13 protein-coding genes and 1 tRNA gene are annotated in these 16,718 nt (G+C 61.4%); 1 reads left to right on the forward strand and 13 read right to left on the reverse strand.

Annotated features, from left to right (window positions below; all coding sequences use genetic code 11):
* Positions 1-191 precede the first annotated feature (191 nt).
* The 6 genes from EFB14_RS15875 to EFB14_RS15900 form a co-directional block, all read right to left on the reverse strand.
* Positions 192-425 carry a hypothetical protein gene (locus EFB14_RS15875; protein WP_126826864.1) on the reverse strand — a complete coding sequence of 78 codons (234 nt, stop codon included), beginning with the start codon at positions 423-425 and terminating at the stop codon, positions 192-194.
* Positions 426-978: 553 nt separating this feature from the next.
* Positions 979-1,055, reverse strand: a tRNA-Met gene (locus tag EFB14_RS15880).
* Positions 1,056-1,190: 135 nt separating this feature from the next.
* On the reverse strand, positions 1,191-2,390 hold the full coding sequence (mnmA, locus tag EFB14_RS15885; RefSeq protein WP_126826866.1) for a tRNA 2-thiouridine(34) synthase MnmA: 1,200 nt from the start codon (positions 2,388-2,390) through the stop codon (positions 1,191-1,193).
* 387 nt (positions 2,391-2,777) lie between these two features.
* Entirely contained in the window at positions 2,778-3,269 is a 492-nt protein-coding gene (locus EFB14_RS15890) for an SRPBCC family protein (RefSeq protein ID WP_125847167.1), read from the reverse strand.
* Positions 3,269-3,631, reverse strand: coding sequence for an ArsR/SmtB family transcription factor (locus EFB14_RS15895; protein WP_126826868.1), 363 nt, complete (start codon positions 3,629-3,631; stop codon positions 3,269-3,271). Before EFB14_RS15895 ends, EFB14_RS15890 begins: the two co-directional genes overlap by 1 nt.
* Positions 3,632-3,761: 130 nt before the next feature.
* Positions 3,762-5,846: a putative bifunctional diguanylate cyclase/phosphodiesterase gene (locus EFB14_RS15900; protein ID WP_126826870.1), complete on the reverse strand. Its 2,085-nt coding sequence runs from the start codon at positions 5,844-5,846 to the stop codon at positions 3,762-3,764.
* Positions 5,847-6,054: 208 nt separating this feature from the next.
* Here EFB14_RS15900 and EFB14_RS15905 point away from each other — a divergent pair, with 208 nt between their 5' ends.
* A complete protein-coding gene (locus EFB14_RS15905; RefSeq protein WP_126826871.1) occupies positions 6,055-6,321 on the forward strand; it encodes a hypothetical protein in 267 nt (88 codons plus the stop codon).
* Between the two features lie 78 nt (positions 6,322-6,399).
* On the opposite strand, the gene serA is transcribed toward EFB14_RS15905, so the two are convergent.
* The 7 genes from serA to ybgF all read right to left on the reverse strand — a co-directional run bounded on the left by serA (position 6,400) and on the right by ybgF (position 16,618).
* The gene (gene serA, locus EFB14_RS15910; RefSeq protein WP_126826874.1) at positions 6,400-7,995 is read right to left on the reverse strand and encodes a phosphoglycerate dehydrogenase; all 1,596 of its coding nucleotides are present in this window, start codon (positions 7,993-7,995) and stop codon (positions 6,400-6,402) included.
* An 81-nt stretch (positions 7,996-8,076) separates the two neighbouring features.
* On the reverse strand, positions 8,077-9,255 hold the full coding sequence (locus tag EFB14_RS15915) for a phosphoserine transaminase (RefSeq protein WP_126826876.1): 1,179 nt from the start codon (positions 9,253-9,255) through the stop codon (positions 8,077-8,079).
* A 186-nt stretch (positions 9,256-9,441) separates the two neighbouring features.
* Positions 9,442-10,278 carry an outer membrane protein gene (locus EFB14_RS15925; protein WP_125847155.1) on the reverse strand — a complete coding sequence of 279 codons (837 nt, stop codon included), beginning with the start codon at positions 10,276-10,278 and terminating at the stop codon, positions 9,442-9,444.
* A 244-nt stretch (positions 10,279-10,522) separates the two neighbouring features.
* Complete coding sequence (glmM, locus tag EFB14_RS15930; RefSeq protein ID WP_126826880.1) at positions 10,523-11,875, reverse strand: phosphoglucosamine mutase; 1,353 nt, start codon at positions 11,873-11,875, stop codon at positions 10,523-10,525.
* A 241-nt stretch (positions 11,876-12,116) separates the two neighbouring features.
* Positions 12,117-14,048 (reverse strand): ATP-dependent zinc metalloprotease FtsH, encoded by a 1,932-nt coding sequence (gene ftsH, locus EFB14_RS15935; protein ID WP_125847151.1) that lies wholly within the window; start codon positions 14,046-14,048, stop codon positions 12,117-12,119.
* Positions 14,049-14,145: 97 nt separating this feature from the next.
* Positions 14,146-15,618 carry a tRNA lysidine(34) synthetase TilS gene (gene tilS / locus EFB14_RS15940; protein ID WP_126826883.1) on the reverse strand — a complete coding sequence of 491 codons (1,473 nt, stop codon included), beginning with the start codon at positions 15,616-15,618 and terminating at the stop codon, positions 14,146-14,148.
* 10 nt (positions 15,619-15,628) lie between these two features.
* Complete coding sequence (gene ybgF / locus EFB14_RS15945; RefSeq protein ID WP_126826885.1) at positions 15,629-16,618, reverse strand: tol-pal system protein YbgF; 990 nt, start codon at positions 16,616-16,618, stop codon at positions 15,629-15,631.
* Between the last annotated feature and the right edge of the window lie 100 nt (positions 16,619-16,718).

The raw sequence follows: 16,718 nt of genomic DNA on the forward strand, positions 1-16,718 counted from the left end.
AAATAGAAAAAGCACTAATTCGCAAAATAGAAATTAACAACGGGCGTTATGTTAGAATTTATTGCCAAGATCGTCCAAATTTAGACAAATGTAATGTTAACATTTGTTGCAATGCCGTATTCATTGTCAACAATTACCTACGCTATACTTGAATAATCGACGACATCGAATCCCCAGCAGCAAAGATTCGATCAGGTTGCGAATCCTTCAAGTGCCCGAACGCCATGCTGCTGCACGGCGGTGGCGATAGCCCCTCCGCTGCCAGGGATACGGCTCCGCCGCGCGAGCTTCTGCTCGCCCGTTTTCCGACTCCGGATGTAGATTTCAGCATGATAGAAGAGCGTGCCGATCACATCGGTCTGCGTCGTCTCGATGACGACGATATCGAACGCGAGGCCACGAATAGTGGTAGTCTTCTTCCGCATCGATGATTTCCTAAGCCATTGAATATACCGGTTTGATATCAAACAACGGGAGTCGGACCCAGGCTTCCTGAATTCTCGTCGATCGGATGGCGATCGAACAGTTAACGGGCATCACGAGGGTACGAGGGAGGCAGAGGTTGACGGCCAGCGCGGCGGCATAGACTTGTTCAGGTCAGGTCAGAATGGCCTGACCGTGGCCGAAGGCCGAACCAGTCGCCGCGCGGGCTGTCACCGAGCGAAAGGTTTCATGTCTATGCGAGAGGGGTGGTGCGCAACGGCGCATGAAGGTGGGACCCGTGGCCCACCGGAGAACCCCGGAGCATCGACGTGGAAAAGAGCGAGGCTACCCTGCCGGGGTGGCAATCGGTACCAGTTTTCGTCAGCGACCCATTCTGTTGACAAGCCCAAAGGATTCGCGGACGTCGAATCCTTGATATTGATGCCCAGAAATTGCAGGTCGGTACCAAGTCGGTACAAAATCAAATTCCGAAGCGGCCTCAAGATCATCGAAATTTCGAGGCGGCGAATTTTCGTTTATTTTCAACCGGTTGAATGGTAGCGGAGGAGGGATTTGAACCCCCGACACAAGGATTATGATTCCTCTGCTCTGACCTACTGAGCTACTCCGCCACTGGTCAAACGATACCTGCTCGCGAAGCGCTGCGGGCTCGTGGGATGAGCGGCTTATAAGGTGCGCTTCGGCTTTGTGTCAAGCGCATGATCGAGAAAAACGGTGGGCTTTGCTGGATGCCGCTTCCTGCGCGTTCAGGCGGCGACCGAGCCGGCCAGCAGGGCCTTCAGCGAAGCTTCCGCCGAGGGTTCGCGCTCGGAGCGCTCGATGAAGCCGCCGCCGAAGACGCGGGCGTCATCGCCGGGGGCGGAATAAAGCGCACAGGCCTGGCCGGGCGCAATGCCCGCCTCGCCGACCGTCAGATCGACATAGGCGCCAGTGGCATCGACATGCAGCACGGCGGGCGCCGGCGCCCGCGTCGAGCGCACCTTGGCGTAGCAGGCGAAGCCTTCGCCGGAAGCGGCTTCCTCGAGCGTCTCGTCGCCGAGCCAATTGACGTCGCGCAGGTAGACGCGGTGCGTTTCCAGCGCCTCCTTCGGTCCGACGATGACACGGCGCGAGCGGGCGTCGAGAAAGACGACATAGAGCGGCTCACCGGTGGCGATGCCGATGCCGCGGCGCTGGCCAATCGTGAAGTGCAGGATGCCTTCATGGGTTCCGAGCACGCGGCCGTCGAGATGGACGATCTCGCCGGCAAGCGCGGCATTCGGCTTCAGCTTGGTGATGATGTCGGAATATTTGCCCTGCGGCACAAAACAGATGTCCTGGCTGTCGGCCTTCTTGGCGACGACGAGGCCCATCTCCTCGGCGAGCCTGCGGGTCTCGGCCTTCGGCAGGCCGCCCAGGGGAAAGCGAAGATAATCGATCTGTTCCTGCGTCGTCGCGAAGAGGAAATAGCTCTGGTCGCGGTCGGCGTCGGCCGGACGGAAAAGCGCGCGGCGGCCGGGATTTTCGGGCGAAGGGTTCGTTCGCGAGCGGATATAGTGGCCGGTCGCCAGCGCATCGGCGCCGAGCTCCTTGGCGGTCGCCAGGAGATCGGCAAACTTGACGGTCTGGTTGCAGGATACGCAGGGGATCGGCGTTTCGCCCGCCACATAGCTCTCGGCGAAAGGATTGATCACCGTTTCGCGAAAGCGCTTCTCGTAGTCGAGCACGTAATGCGGGATGCCGAGGGTTTCGCAGACGCGACGCGCATCGTCGATATCCTGGCCGGCGCAGCAGGAGCCGGCGCGGTGAACGGCCGCGCCATGATCGTAAAGCTGCAGAGTGATGCCGAGCACATCGTAACCCTGCTGTTTGAGAAGGCCGGCGACAACGGATGAATCGACGCCGCCCGACATGGCGACGACGACACGGGTCTCTTCCGGCTTCTTGTCAAAATCCAGTGTGTTCAACGATGGTGCCAATTCTACGTGGGTCACGATCCGCCATTGCACTGCAATTGTGGCGGATTGCCGATATCAGGCGGGATCGGCCGCCTCGATGAGCGACCGATATAGAAAGGATTGCCCTTGGGCGCAAGAGGGGCCTTCTGACACCCGGATTGTTTCATATGCCGCGAAAGGAAGGCACGGCCGAAGCCGCGCCTCGAGCGGGGGTGCGGCTCAGGTGCCGATCAGCTTGTTGCAGGCGAATGCGATGCCCGGATTGGCGATAATGACGGTCAAAATCGCCAGCCCGATTATCGAGAATGAATAGCGTTTCATAGACATCCTCCTTCCAGCCCGAGGGAAGTATGAGGGCTCGGCCGCCATTCTCAAAATGACGAATGCTTGATGGTATCACGCAGCCACAGCAAGCTCCCTTGCCAAGGCCTCCATCAGTTCGCGGCAGCCGATTTCGCGGTTGGCGCCCGCCGAGGCATCGTCGAAATAGACGCCCTGCTCCGTATAGGTCAGGACGGTGCCCTTGCCGGAGGGACTGAATTCGATGGTCGCCAGAGAGACCGAGATCGGTGCTCCGGCCACCGCCATCCGGTAGGTGATGACGATGCGCTCGTTCGTCACGATGTTCTGATACTGTGTGTCGTTGGTGATCTCAGGCCCATCGCCGAAGCGGAAGCGCGAAAATTCCGAGCCGCCGACGCTGAAATCCGAGGTGAATTCCAGCACCACCCACCCTTCGCCCTCGGCGAACCAGCGCCGCTTGCTGTCAAGATTGGAAAAGGCGAAGAAGACGCGCTCGGGTGGAACAGGATAGGCGCGCTCGACGGCGAAGGTGGCGTGGGAAACGGCCGGCTGGGTGGCCGCTGACTTCGTGGACTGTTCGTTCATCACTCTTTCTCCTCTTGCTGGTTATCGATCTGGTTATTGACGTCCGGCTGCGAAAGCATCTCGCCCAAGCGATCGAACCGCCGCTCCATCAGGCTTCTGCGTTCGGCTACCCAACCGGCGATCCGGTCGAGACCTGATGGTTCGATGCGGCAGGTGCGCACCCGTCCGATCTTTTCGCTGCGGATGAGGCCGCTTTCCTCCAGCACCTGCAAATGCTGGACGATCGCCGCAAGCGACATGTCGAAAGGGCGCGCCAGCTCGCTGACGCTGGCTGGGCCGCGGCTCAGCCGCTCGACAATCTGCCGCCGCGTCGGCTCGACCAGGGCCTTCAGAATATCGTCAATGTCCGAATGGTTAAGCATGGACTTGAGTATTGCGTCGCGGCGCCCAATTGTCAAGCCGCGACTTAACTATTTATGCAGACGCTGGCCCACGCCCTTTCGAGCGCGACCAGAATCTCAATGTCGCGGTGTCATAGCCGCCTACCCAATCTCACTTATGTGACGAGGCGGCCTTAAGGGCGCCGCCATAAATCAGCGCCTCCGCCTCATGCCGCGGCATCGGTCGGCCGAGCAGGTAGCCCTGCACTTCGCGGAAGCCTTCGGCGCGCAGCTTCTGCAACTGCTCTTCCGTCTCGATCCCCTCGGCCAGCGTCGTCGCGTTGAAGCCGGAGCCGATACCGACGACGGCGCGCACGATGGCGAGATTGCCGGCATCCGTCTCGATGCCCGAAACGAAGCTGCGGTCGAGTTTGATCTTGTCGAAGGGGAACGATCTGAGATAGCTCAACGACGAGTAACCCGTGCCGAAATCGTCGATGGCGATGCGGATGCCGAGTTCCTTCAGCGCACGCAGCAGCGGCAGGCTTTGATCGGCATCGGTCAGGAACACGGACTCGGTGATTTCGATTTCAAGCCGGTCGGCATTGAGGCCCGTCTGGTCGAGGGCCGCGACCACTGTTGAAAGCAGGCTCGCATGCCTGAACTGGCTGACGGAGAGATTGACGGCGATCCTCAAGTGCTCGGGCCAGCCCGCGGCCGCGCGGCAGGCTTCCCGGATCACCCAGTCGCCAATCGGCACGATGAGGCCGGTTTCCTCGGCAAGCGGGATGAACTCCATCGGTGCGACGAGGCCCCGATTGGGATGGCGCCAACGGATCAGCGCTTCGAAGCCGGCGATGCCGTCATCGTCGAGCTGCACGATCGGCTGGTAATGCAGCTCGAACTGGCGCTTCTCCAGCGCCTCCCACAGCTCGGCGGTCATCACGTGCCGGCGCTCGGCAGCAAGCCGCATCTCCGCCTCATAGAAACGATAGGTCGAGCGCCCGCTCTCCTTGGCGGCATAGAGTGCCAGATCCGCGTGCCGCATCAACACATCGGCGTCGATGGCATGATCCGGCGCCAATGCGATGCCGATGCTGCAGGTGACGTGCTCCCGGCTGCCGTCGAGATCGAAGGCACGGCCAAGCGCCTGCAGCAGCCGCTCAGCGAAGCGCCCGCACCGTTCCGGCTCGTCGAGCTGCAATACGACGGCGAATTCGTCGCCACCGAGACGGGCGACGAGATCGCCCTCCTCCGCCAGCCGCATCAGACGCTGCGACACCTGGCAAAGCAGCGCGTCTCCGGCGGCATGTCCCTTGCTGTCGTTGATATGTTTGAAGTGATCGACGTCGATATAGAGCAGCGCGATCGGGTTCTCTGCGGTCGCTTCGGCGATACGCTCGGCAATATGTCTGGAAAAGGCCGCCCGGTTCGGCAGGCCGGTGAGAGAATCGTGCATGGCGAGATGGGCAAGCTTTGCCTCGACGGCACGCTCTTCCGTCACGTCCTGCGAAATGCCGAGCAGATAGCGCGGCGCGCGACCTTCCGGCGCCGGCAGAGCGCGCTTGACGGTGCGCAGGATACGCTGCGCACCGTCGGGGCGCAGCATCGTCTCTTCGAAGCTGATCGCGGCGTCCGCCTCGAAGGCCTGGCGATCCTGGTCGCGGAAGGCATCCGTCTGGCCGCCGGCAAACAGCGCCCGGTCGGTTCGACCGACGATGTCCCGAGCCCTCATGCCCACGATGTCGCCGCAGGCCTCGTTGAAGAGGATGTAGAGCCCGTCCGCTTCCATGTCTTTGACGAAGACGCCGACCGGCAGATTGTCGACGATACTGTCGAGAAGCGAGCGCGTATCGCTGATCTGACGCTTGATGGCATTGACCTCGCTGCGGTCCTGCACGATCGCCAGGATCGCGGCCTGCCCCTCGAAGCGCACCTCACGGCCATAGGTCAGGACTTCGAAGGTCTCGCCACTCGCCTTGACGTGAATCCAGCGCTCCGCCTTTTCCATATCGGTGCGACTATTGACGGCATCGATCATCCGCTTGCGCTCGTGCTCGGGGCGAATGTCCAGGACGGTCATGTCAGGGTATTCGTCTGCGCCGTAGCCGTAAAGTGCTGCCGCCGCCTCGTTGACGATGAGAAAACGCAACGTTACCGGATCATAGACCCACATCGGCGACGGATGCATCGCAAACAATGTCCGGAAGTCGTCGTTCGGTGCCTCGGCCTGCTCGGTCTTCGTCAAGGGTGCCATGGAGTTCGCGCGGGTTGATGCAGATCTCAGCCGTATATCGATAGAAGTTAAATAAAATCAGAATCATACGTGGCTTGAACTTGGGGCTATATCCATAGAATGAGCAAAGACGGACTTTCTGAAAAATAATCTGGCCGCCATGGAACAATTCCGCCTATCACGCGTTGCAGGTCATCGATGTCGCAATCGAATTGCTGAGGAGGGTTTCATGGGCAGGTTCGGCACGACGACCGATTACAGCAGGATCAGACATTGGATCGAGCAACGCGGCGGCCATCCCGCCCGTGTCGAGAACGCACGGGATAGCGAAACCGTCCGTGTCGATTTTTCCTCGGAACTGCAGGACGAGATCTCCTGGGACGAATTCTTCCGCGGCCTCGACGACAGCAGGCTCGCCTTCCTTCATCGCACGAAGGCTGAAGACGATGTCGCCCGCTTCGGCAAGATGGTCCGCCGCAAACGCCGGCACCACTGAAAATCACCATTCCTGACGCAGAAAACCCGGCGCGATTTCCCGCGCCGGGTTTTCTCTTTTTGCTTGGGAGGAGCAAAATCAGTCGATGTTGAAGGTCAGCAGCTTTGCCTGGCGGATCGCCTGGTGCGCCGTCAGCTGTGCGAGCACGGCATCCTCCACCTCGCCATCGACATAGAGCAGCGCGATGGCGTCGCCACCCTGCTTGTCGCGGCCGAGCTGGAAGTTGGCGATGTTGACGCCGGCGGCACCGAGCGTCGTGCCGATGAAGCCGATCATGCCGGGAACGTCGGTATTGGTGATGTAGATCATGTGCGAGCCGACATCCGCATCGAGGTTGATGCCCTTGATCTGGATGAAGCGCGGCTTGCCGTCCGAAAACACCGTGCCGGCGACCGAGCGCGTCATGCTTTCGGTAGTCACCGTTAGCTTGATATAGCCGTCGAAGACGCCAGTTTTGTCGCGCTTGACCTCGGAAAGCACGACGCCCTTTTCCTTGACCATGATCGGCGCCGAAACCATGTTGACGTCGGCAACCTGCGGGCGGATGAGGCCGGCGAGAACCGCGCTCGTCAGCGCCCGCGTGTTCATGCCGGCGGTGACGCCGTCATAGAGGATCTCGATTTCCTTGATCGGCTCTTCGGTGACCTGGCCGACGAAGGCGCCGAGAACATCGGCGAGACGGATGAAGGGCTTCAGGATCGGCGCTTCTTCCGCGGTGATCGACGGCATGTTGATGGCGTTGGAGACGGCACCCTTGACGAGGTAGTCCGACATCTGTTCGGCGACCTGCAGCGCGACGTTTTCCTGCGCCTCGGTCGTCGAAGCGCCGAGATGCGGCGTGCAGACGACGTTCGGCAGGCCGAAGAGCGGGCTTTCCTTGGCAGGCTCGACCTCGAACACGTCGAAGGCGGCACCGGCGACGTGGCCGGACTTGATGGCTTCGGCAAGGGCTGCCTCATCGACCAGGCCGCCACGGGCGCAGTTGATGATGCGCACGCCGGGCTTGGTCTTTGCCAGCGCTTCCTTGTTGAGGATGCCGCGCGTCTTGTCGGTCATCGGTACGTGCAGCGTGATGAAATCGGCCTTCGCGAAAAGCTCGTCGAGCTCGACCTTAGTGACGCCCATCTCCTCGGCGCGCTCCTTGGAGAGGAATGGATCATAGGCGAGGACGTGCATCTTGAGGCCAATGGCGCGGGCGCAGACGATCGAGCCGATATTGCCGGCGCCGATGACGCCGAGCGTCTTGCCGGTGATCTCGACACCCATGAATTTCGACTTCTCCCACTTGCCGGCCTGCGTCGAGGTATCGGCTGCCGGAAGCTGGCGGGCGACGGCGAACATCAGCGCGATCGCATGCTCGGCCGTGGTGATCGAGTTGCCGAAGGGCGTGTTCATGACGATGATGCCGCGGCGCGAGGCGGCCGGGATATCGACATTGTCGACGCCGATGCCGGCGCGGCCGACAACCTTGAGGTTCTTCGCCCCTGCGATGATCTTTTCCGTCACCTTGGTAGCAGAGCGGATGGCAAGACCATCATACTTACCGATGACTTCGAGCAGACGGTCCTTGTCCTTGCCGAGCTGCGGTTCGAAATCGACTTCGACGCCGCGGTCGCGAAAGATCTGGACGGCGGTTTCCGACAATTCGTCGGATACGAGAACGCGAGGTGCCATTGTGGCCTCCTTCAAAAGTGTTCAGCGATGAATGAATGGGGATGCTGGGCTCCGCCAGTGGCGGAGCCGGATGCGATCACGTCAGGCTGCGGCCTGAGAAAGCTGCGCCTTCTGCGTTTCGAAGGCCCAGGATAGCCAAGGCATCAGCTTCTGCATGTCTGATGCTTCGATCGTGGCGCCGGCCCAGATACGCAGGCCGGACGGCGCGTCGCGGTAGTGACCGACGTCGAAGGCAACGCCTTCCTTTTCCAGGAGGCCGACGAGACCCTTGGCGAAATTCGCCTGGCCGTCGTCATCGAGGGCCGTGATGTCCTTGTCGACGATCTTCAGGCAAACGGAGGTGTTGGAGGCCGTTTCCGCCTTGACGGCGAGATTGGCGATCCAGTCATTTGCCGCGACGAAATCGTGGATGACCTTGGCATTGGCGTCGGCGCGAGCAATCAGCGCCTTGAGGCCGCCGAGGCCCTTGGCCCAGACAAGCGCGTCGATATAGTCCTCGACGCAAAGCATCGACGGCGTATTGATGGTCTCGCCCTGGAAGATGCCTTCCGTCAGCTTGCCGCCCGAAGTCATGCGGAAGATCTTCGGCAGCGGCCAGGCCGGCGTGTAGGTGACCAGGCGCTCGACGGCGCGCGGCGAGAGGATGATGACGCCATGTGCGCCCTCGCCGCCCAGAACCTTCTGCCAGGAGAAGGTGACGACGTCGAGCTTGGCGAAATCGAGTTGCTGCGCAAAAGCGGCCGAAGTGGCGTCGCAGATCGTCAGGCCCTTGCGATCGGCCGGGATGAAATCGGCGTTCGGCACGCGCACGCCCGAGGTGGTGCCATTCCAGGTGAAGACGACGTCGCGGTCGAAATCCACGGTAGAGAGGTCGGGGAGCTCGCCGTAACCGGCTTCAAGCCTGCGCACGTCCTTGAGCTTCAGCTGCTTGACGACATCGGTGACCCAGCCAGCACCGAAGCTTTCCCAGGCGAGCATGTCGACGCCGCGTTCGCCGAGCAGCGACCAGAGCGCCATTTCGACGGCGCCGGTATCGGACGCCGGAACGATACCGATGCGGTAATCCGCCGGCACCTGAAGAATTTCACGGGTAAGGTCGATAGCCTGCTTGAGCTTGGCCTTGCCGACCTTCGCACGGTGCGAACGGCCGAGAGCCGCGTCGGAAAGGGCGTCGAGCGACCAACCGGGGCGCTTCGAGCAGGGGCCAGAAGAAAAATGGGTATTTTGCGGACGGATGTCCGGCTTTGCGGTCTTCGCCATGATGCTATCCTCTCAGATAGAAAGCCCTTCGTTGGGGAAGGGTGTCCCGCCGCCGTGTTTATGGATCGGACGCTTCATAGTCAAGATCGAAGTGTCGCAAGCGGAGGATATTTTGACGCAGGTGAGGTGGCGGAAACGAAAAAAGCCGCCCTGGGTCGGGCGGCTTTCTGATTGCAAGAGATTGAATTACTTGTAGACCGGCTGCTGCAGCGGGATTGCCGGCGGCTCGTAGGCGACCGGCTGGGCACAACCACCGAAGAGGTAGCGCGCGCCGATGCGGGCTTCGTGGGCGCTGAGACCCTTGTCGCGGCCGGGGCCGCCATTTTCGGCGTAGCCGAACATGTTGCCGCCGTCGATATGCAGGTAGCGATAGCCGACATCGGCCTTGATGTTGCAGGTCACGTCGATCGAGGCGCCGGCCATGAGGGCGTAGGTAAAGCGCCAGTTGCCCTTGCCGCCATGGGTGACCTCGTCGTCGCAGAAGCTGCCGTCATCGGCGCAGGCGACGTTCTTCAGGTTCTTCCACTTTACGTAGGAACCACCGATACCGGCGCCGACATAAGGCGTGACGTAGCCATAAGTGCCGAGATCGACATAGGCGTTGGCAAGCAGCGTGTAGGCGGTGAGCGAGGAGGAGTCACGCGAGGTGCAATCCACCAGCGGGAAGCCGCACTGGCCAACCGTGGAGCCATGGAAATCCGCCTGTGTGAGGTAGTCGAAGGTCAGATCGGTGCGGAGATAGCTGTTGATCTGGTAACCAACACCGCCGCCGACGGTCCAGGCGTCATCGAGGTCCGAGCGGTCGAAATCGACTTCCGTGGCGTTGCTGCCCTGGAAATAGCGGGCGCCGCGCAGATCGGTGAAGGCATAGCCGACATCGCCGCGCAGGTACCAGCCGGTTGCTTCAGTGACCGTCACCTCAGGCGGCTGTTCCGGGATCGGCTCGGCAGGAGCGAGGTCCGCGGAATAGGCGTTTGTCGCGATCAACAATGCGGCGAAGATGCCGGACAAGCTTCTTTTCATGGATCCCACTCCAAAATCCCGTTGCGTCGGCAGGTTCAGTCGCTGCCAATCTGGTACGCTTTGGATGGATAATGGATTGGAAACGTTAAAACCTGCTTAACCACGATTATTTACCTTGACGCCTAGGCATCTCAGCGGCCTGCAACAAAGGCTCTGAGCCCGGCAGAAGATCGCGGCGGCCAGCAGGCGCAATAAAAAAGCCGGCGCTTGCGCACCGGCTTTCGATAATCTGCCATCACAGGGCTCAGGCGGCGGTGCGGACGTTCGAGATCGTGCCGATCAGCTCGTTGACGATGCGCTCGATCTGGGAGCGGTCGTCGCCTTCGGCCATGACGCGGATCAGCGGCTCGGTGCCCGATGGTCGAATGACGAGGCGGCCGTTCCTGGCGAGTTCGGCTTCGGCATCGGCGATCGCCTTCTGCACCTGGATATCCTCCAGCGGCTTGCCGCCGCTGATACGGACATTGCGCAGGAGCTGCGGGACCGGCTCGAAGCGGCGGCAGACCTCGCTGACGGTGCGGCCGGTGCGCTTGACCGCGGCAAGGATCTGTAGCGCGGCAACAAGCCCGTCGCCGGTCGTGCCGTAATCCGAGAGCACGATATGGCCGGACTGTTCGCCGCCGACATTGTAATTGTGCTGGCGCATGTGCTCGACGACGTAGCGGTCGCCGACTTTCGTGCGGGCAAGGCCCATGCCGCGCCCTTGGAGGAAACGCTCCAGGCCGAGATTGGACATGACGGTCGCGACGATCCCGTTGCCCCGCAGCTGCTGGCTTTCGGCCCAGCTCTCGGCAATGACGGCCATCAGCTGGTCGCCATCGACGATCGAACCGTTCTCGTCGACGATGATGACGCGGTCTGCGTCGCCATCGAGGGCGATGCCGATATCGGCGCGCACTTCGTCGACCTTCTTCTGCAGCGCGACGGGGCTGGTGGAGCCGCAATTGAGATTGATGTTGGTGCCGTTCGGCTCGTTGCCGATGGTGACGACGTCAGCACCGAGCTCCCAGAGCACGGCAGGCGCCACCTTGTAGGCAGCGCCATTGGCGCAGTCGATCGCAATCCTCAGACCCTGCAATGTCACGTCGCGCGGCAGCGTGCGCTTGGCATGTTCGATATAACGGTCATGCACGCCATCGACGCGCTTGGCGCGGCCGATATCGTCGGATTTGGCGAGCTGTTGGTTCAGGTCTTTTTCGAGCAGGTCCTCGATCTCGGCCTCGATGTCGTCGGAAAGCTTGTAACCGTCGGGGCCGAAGAGCTTGATGCCGTTATCCTCGTAAGGATTGTGCGAAGCGGAGATCATCACGCCGATATCGCAGCGCAGTGAGCGCGTCAGCATGGCGACGGCAGGCGTCGGGATCGGGCCGAGAATGAAGGCGTCGAGGCCGGCGGCCGTGAAGCCCGCGACCATGGCATTCTCCAGCATATAGCCGGAAAGACGGGTATCCTTGCCGATGACGACGCGGTGGCGGTGGTTGCCGCGGCGGAAAATCGTGCCGGCGGCAATGCCGACCCGCATGGCGAGATCCGGCGTCATCGGGAAGACGTTGGATTGGCCGCGAATGCCGTCGGTCCCGAAATAGCGTCTTTTCATCTGCACTCCTGCGCTTTTCGCGCGCCATTCAAGGCCGCGCATTGTTCCAAGCGATCTGGCTTCCATGGAATGTCGCCAATCCAGAAGCGTGATTCATGCTTGCCTCAATTCAGCGGAATGCCACAAAATGCGGCGATCGGCACGTAAATTAGCAAGAAAAATGATTATATCCCGTTACCAATGAAAAAGGCCGGATCTCCCGCTTTGGAAATCCGGCCTTGTTCGAGTTGGTTGGCGCCGTTCAATGCGGCTGTGGTTCGAGGCCGCCTTCGGGCTCGTCGCCCTTGGTGGCGGGCCGTGCGCCGGCCTTCGGAACAGCCGAGCCGCGGCTTGGCGGCGAATCATCGCCGAGATCGCGGGAGGGCTTTTCGCCGCGGATCAGCGCCTTGATCTCTTCGCCGGTCAGGGTCTCGTATTCAAGCAGACCTTCGGCAAGGGCGACGAATTCGTCGTGCTTCTCCGTCAGGATCGTGCGGGCCTGCGTATAGGCCTCGTCGATCAGGCGACGCACTTCGTTGTCGATCTTCTGCGCGGTCGCTTCCGAAACGTTCTTCGACTGCGACACCGAGTGGCCAAGGAAGACTTCCTGCTGGTTCTCGCCGTAAGCGACCTGACCGAGCTGATCGGAGAAGCCCCACTGCGTGACCATGGCCCGGGCAAGCTTGGTCGCCTGCTCGATGTCGGAGGAAGCGCCCGAGGTGATGTTCTCCTTGCCGAAGGTGAGTTCTTCGGCAACACGGCCGCCCATCATGATGCAGAGGCGCGAAACCATCCACTTGTAGCTCATCGAGTAACGGTCGCCCTCGGGAAGCTGCATGACCATGCCGAGTGCACGGCCGCGCGGAATGATCGTCGCCTTGTGCAGCGGATCGGCAACGGCGACGTTGAGCGCGGTAATCGCATGGCCGGCCTCATGGTAGGCGGTGAGCTTCTTTTCCGCCTCGGTCATGGCCGAGGAACGGCGCTCGGCGCCCATCATGATCTTGTCCTTGGCGTCCTCGAATTCCTGCATGGTGACGACGCGCTTGTTGCGGCGGGCGGCCATCAGGGCGGCTTCGTTGACGAGGTTCATCAGGTCGGCGCCGGAAAAACCGGGCGTGCCACGGGCGAGAACCTTGAGATCGACATTCGGCGCCAGCGGAACGTTGCGGGCATGCACCTTGAGGATGCGCTCGCGGCCGACGATGTCGGGGTTCGGCACCACGACCTGGCGGTCGAAACGGCCGGGACGCAGCAGCGCAGGGTCGAGAACGTCGGGACGGTTGGTGGCTGCGATCAAGATCACGCCCTCATTGGCTTCGAAGCCGTCCATCTCGACCAGCAACTGGTTCAGAGTCTGCTCGCGTTCGTCATTGCCACCGCCGAGACCGGCGCCGCGATGGCGACCGACGGCGTCGATTTCGTCGATGAAGATGATGCAGGGCGCATTCTTCTTCGCCTGCTCGAACATGTCGCGCACACGGCTTGCGCCGACGCCGACGAACATCTCGACGAAGTCGGAACCTGAAATGGTGAAGAAGGGCACGTTGGCCTCACCGGCGACCGACCGGGCAAGCAGCGTCTTGCCGGTGCCCGGAGGACCGACGAGCAGCACGCCGCGCGGAATCTTGCCGCCGAGACGCTGGAACTTCTGCGGGTCACGCAGGAATTCGACGATTTCCTCGAGATCCTGCTTGGCCTCGTCGACGCCGGCGACGTCATCAAAGGTCACGCGGCCATGCGCTTCGGTGAGCAGCTTGGCCTTGGATTTGCCGAAGCCCATCGCGCCACGCGAGCCACCCTGCATCTGCCGCATGAAGAACAGCCAGACGCCGAGAATCAGAAGCATCGGCAACAGCGTGCCGAGATAGCTCAAAAAACCCGAAGACCCGTCCGTTTCAGGACGAGCGGAAACCAGGACATTCTTCTGCTGCAGGCGATCGAGCAGGCTGTCGTCGATGACAGGCGAATAGGTCTGGAAGGTGGTGCCATTTTCAACATAGCTTCCGGAGACACGGTTGCCCGTGACCACGACTTCCTTCACACGGCCCGCATCGACCTCACGCAGAAACTGCGAATAGGGGATTTCACGGGAGCCTGTCTGCGCCGGCGCCGTCTGGAACATACTGAAAAGGGCGATCAGCAGAAGCGCTATGATCGCCCACAAGGCGAAATTACGTAAGTTAGGGTTCATCGAACTCCCCAGCACTGGAACAGCCGCCTCATGGCGACCGTCTTATTCTTCTCTAACATAGGGTTGCGCCGCGCTGTTGCCAAGGCGATCCCCCAGGTCAGATGGTTTTTCCGTCAATACTTCTTAAAGGCAGCCCCGCATAGGGCGCCGTTGCGAAAACAGCCGAAAGCCTGTTGGCAAAGATGAAATCAAATCGTGTCAAAAAGCGGTCGAAGGGCGCGAAATAAGGCGTCAGCTCGACCATGCGGACGGATTCCTCGGATAAAGGGGCTCCTCCGGCGAATAAAGCCGGCGCCGAAGCGATGGCGCGCTTCCATGCTGCCTTGGGAAGGCCCCCGCCTACTCCCTCATTCCTGTGCTCGTCACAGGAATCCAGTGCGCCCAAGTCCTTGGGCGCGGGAGACGCATCACGCATCGTTGAATCAATCACCGCGCCGACGCGCGGTGGCTGGATTCCTGTGACAAGCACAGGAATGAGGGAGGAACGAGGTTGCGCCGTCATGCCCGCCGCCTCTATCTTCACGTCGAATGGCAGGTCGTTCGCAACCTCGAACCTGCCATCCCAAACCCCAGCCTCTCCTGGCTGCAATACCAGAGGCAATATCCCCCGGCTTTCCCGCACCAGGTAAAGCCCATCACGCCGCAGATCGAACACCACCCCCCCGGCGGTCATTCGCCCGGGTTCACCGCCGGCGGCGAAAGCAAGAACGCGCTCCATCTGCGCCCTCCCCGGCGCAAACGGCTGCCCGCCGAAGACAGCCGCCAGACGGCCGAGTGCATAATCGACGAGTGCGCGATCCTCACTCAGGCCTTCAGGCATCACGTGCCCAAGCAGGCCGCCGTGAAGCCGGAAATGCCGATCCAGCCATTCGCCCCCCCGGGACGAAAGAGCCAGCCGCTCTTCCCAGGTCGGGCGAACATCCATCCCTGCCGCAAGGTCGGCGGAAAGCTGTCGGCGCATGCGCACGCGCTCGTACTTCGCATCCTCGTTGCTCGGGTCGTCGATCCACGGTACGCCGCGCTCTTCCAGGAAGGTGCGGATATCTGCTCGGGTAGAAAACAGAAGCGGTCGCAATATCCAGACGCGGCGATCGAAGTGGACCGCATCGGCAATACCTGATGAAACCTGCTCCGTTCGCATCCTGCGCATCTGCAACGTTTCATGCTGGTCGTCGGACGTATGGCCGGTGACGATGAGATCAGCGCCGAGCGCTTCCGCTGCCTCGGCCAAAAGGCCGTAGCGGGCCTCGCGGGCCGCCGCCATGATGCCGGTTTTCGGTTTGTCGCCCTGCCAGATCGCCACTGTATGGGGAATGCCGAGCGATGCGCAGAGGGCAGCAACTTGACGCGCCTCGTCTGCAGAGCCGGCGCGCAGCGCGTGGTCGACGGTTGCGGCGCAAAGGGAAATCTTGAGGTGGGGTGCGGCCTTCACGGCTTCGTCGAGGAGAAGAAGCAGGCCGATGGAATCGCTGCCGCCCGATACCGCGACAAGAATGCGCGCTGGGCTCTGGAGCGAGAGGAGAAACTGGCGGATCGCCAGTCGAGGCGATGACGTGCCTTCGGCGCACATGCCGGCAGGCCTAGCAGGCGAGGCGTTTCTGTTCGCTCGCAACCTTGGTTATGACGGCGCGTGAGGCCTTCGGATAACGCTTCGAGACTTCGCGCAGCGTCGCGCAGGCCGTCTCGGTATTGTCGAGGGCAGCAAGCGACATGCCGAGCTTTAAGAGCATTTCCGGCGCCTTTTCCGATGTGCTGTATTTCTGATGCGCATTGAGGAAGGTCTTTGCCGCCTCATTGTACTTGCCCTGCGAATAGAGCGCTTCGCCGAGCCAGAAATTGGCGTCCGCCGCCCGCGCGCTGCTCGGGTAACGGGTGATGTACTGCGTGAATTCCTGCTCGGCCGTGCCGTAGTCGCCGGAAAGCACATGACCATAGGCGGATTTGTACTGATCGGCCTCGCCGCCGAGCGACGCGGTCTGTTGCGGCGTTCCGCTATTGGCATCGGGAATCGGCCCGGAGCCGATTGTGGCATTGTCGTCGACCGACCCACCGATCGGATTGCCATTTTTGTCGAATTCGATCGAGCCGAGCTCCTTCGGCGGCTGGCCGAGGCCGTTATTGTCCGGCACCTTGGTGGAGGGAGCCGTTTCGGCTCCCTGTGGTGCTTGGATCACCTTGGCGATGTCGTCGCTGCCGGAGGCTGCCGGAGCGGGATCGGTTTCGCTTTTCTTGACGGGTGCCTTGGCCGCACCGCCGCCGGTGCCTGTCTTTTCGAGCTGCTGGAAGCGGAATTCATTGTCTTCCTGTTGCTTGCGGATCGTCTCCTGCATCTGGAGAAGCTGAAAGCTCATCTCCTCGATCCGGCCGTTCAGCTGCCGCATCTGGTCTTCGAGTTGCTGTACACGGACCTCCGCATCGCCGCTCTGCACCTTGACAACAGGCGGCGCCGACTGATTTTCCGCCGGCCGCCCGCCGAGATGCAGCCCAAAGAACGAAGCGGAATAGGCCGCCCTTTCGCTCCCGGTCACAGCCGCGAGGCACAGCATGCCTGCCACGACAAGTTTCTTCATATGTATCGTCCTGTCCCAGTGATTCTTCGCGCCTCGATGGCACGAACAGGAGATTTTTCCAATTGCTGTCAAAAAGCAACGGAGTCTGGCCAAAGTGTGG

Origin of the sequence: Rhizobium fabae (genome assembly GCF_003985135.1) — a bacterium.
GTDB lineage: Bacteria > Pseudomonadota > Alphaproteobacteria > Rhizobiales > Rhizobiaceae > Rhizobium > Rhizobium pisi.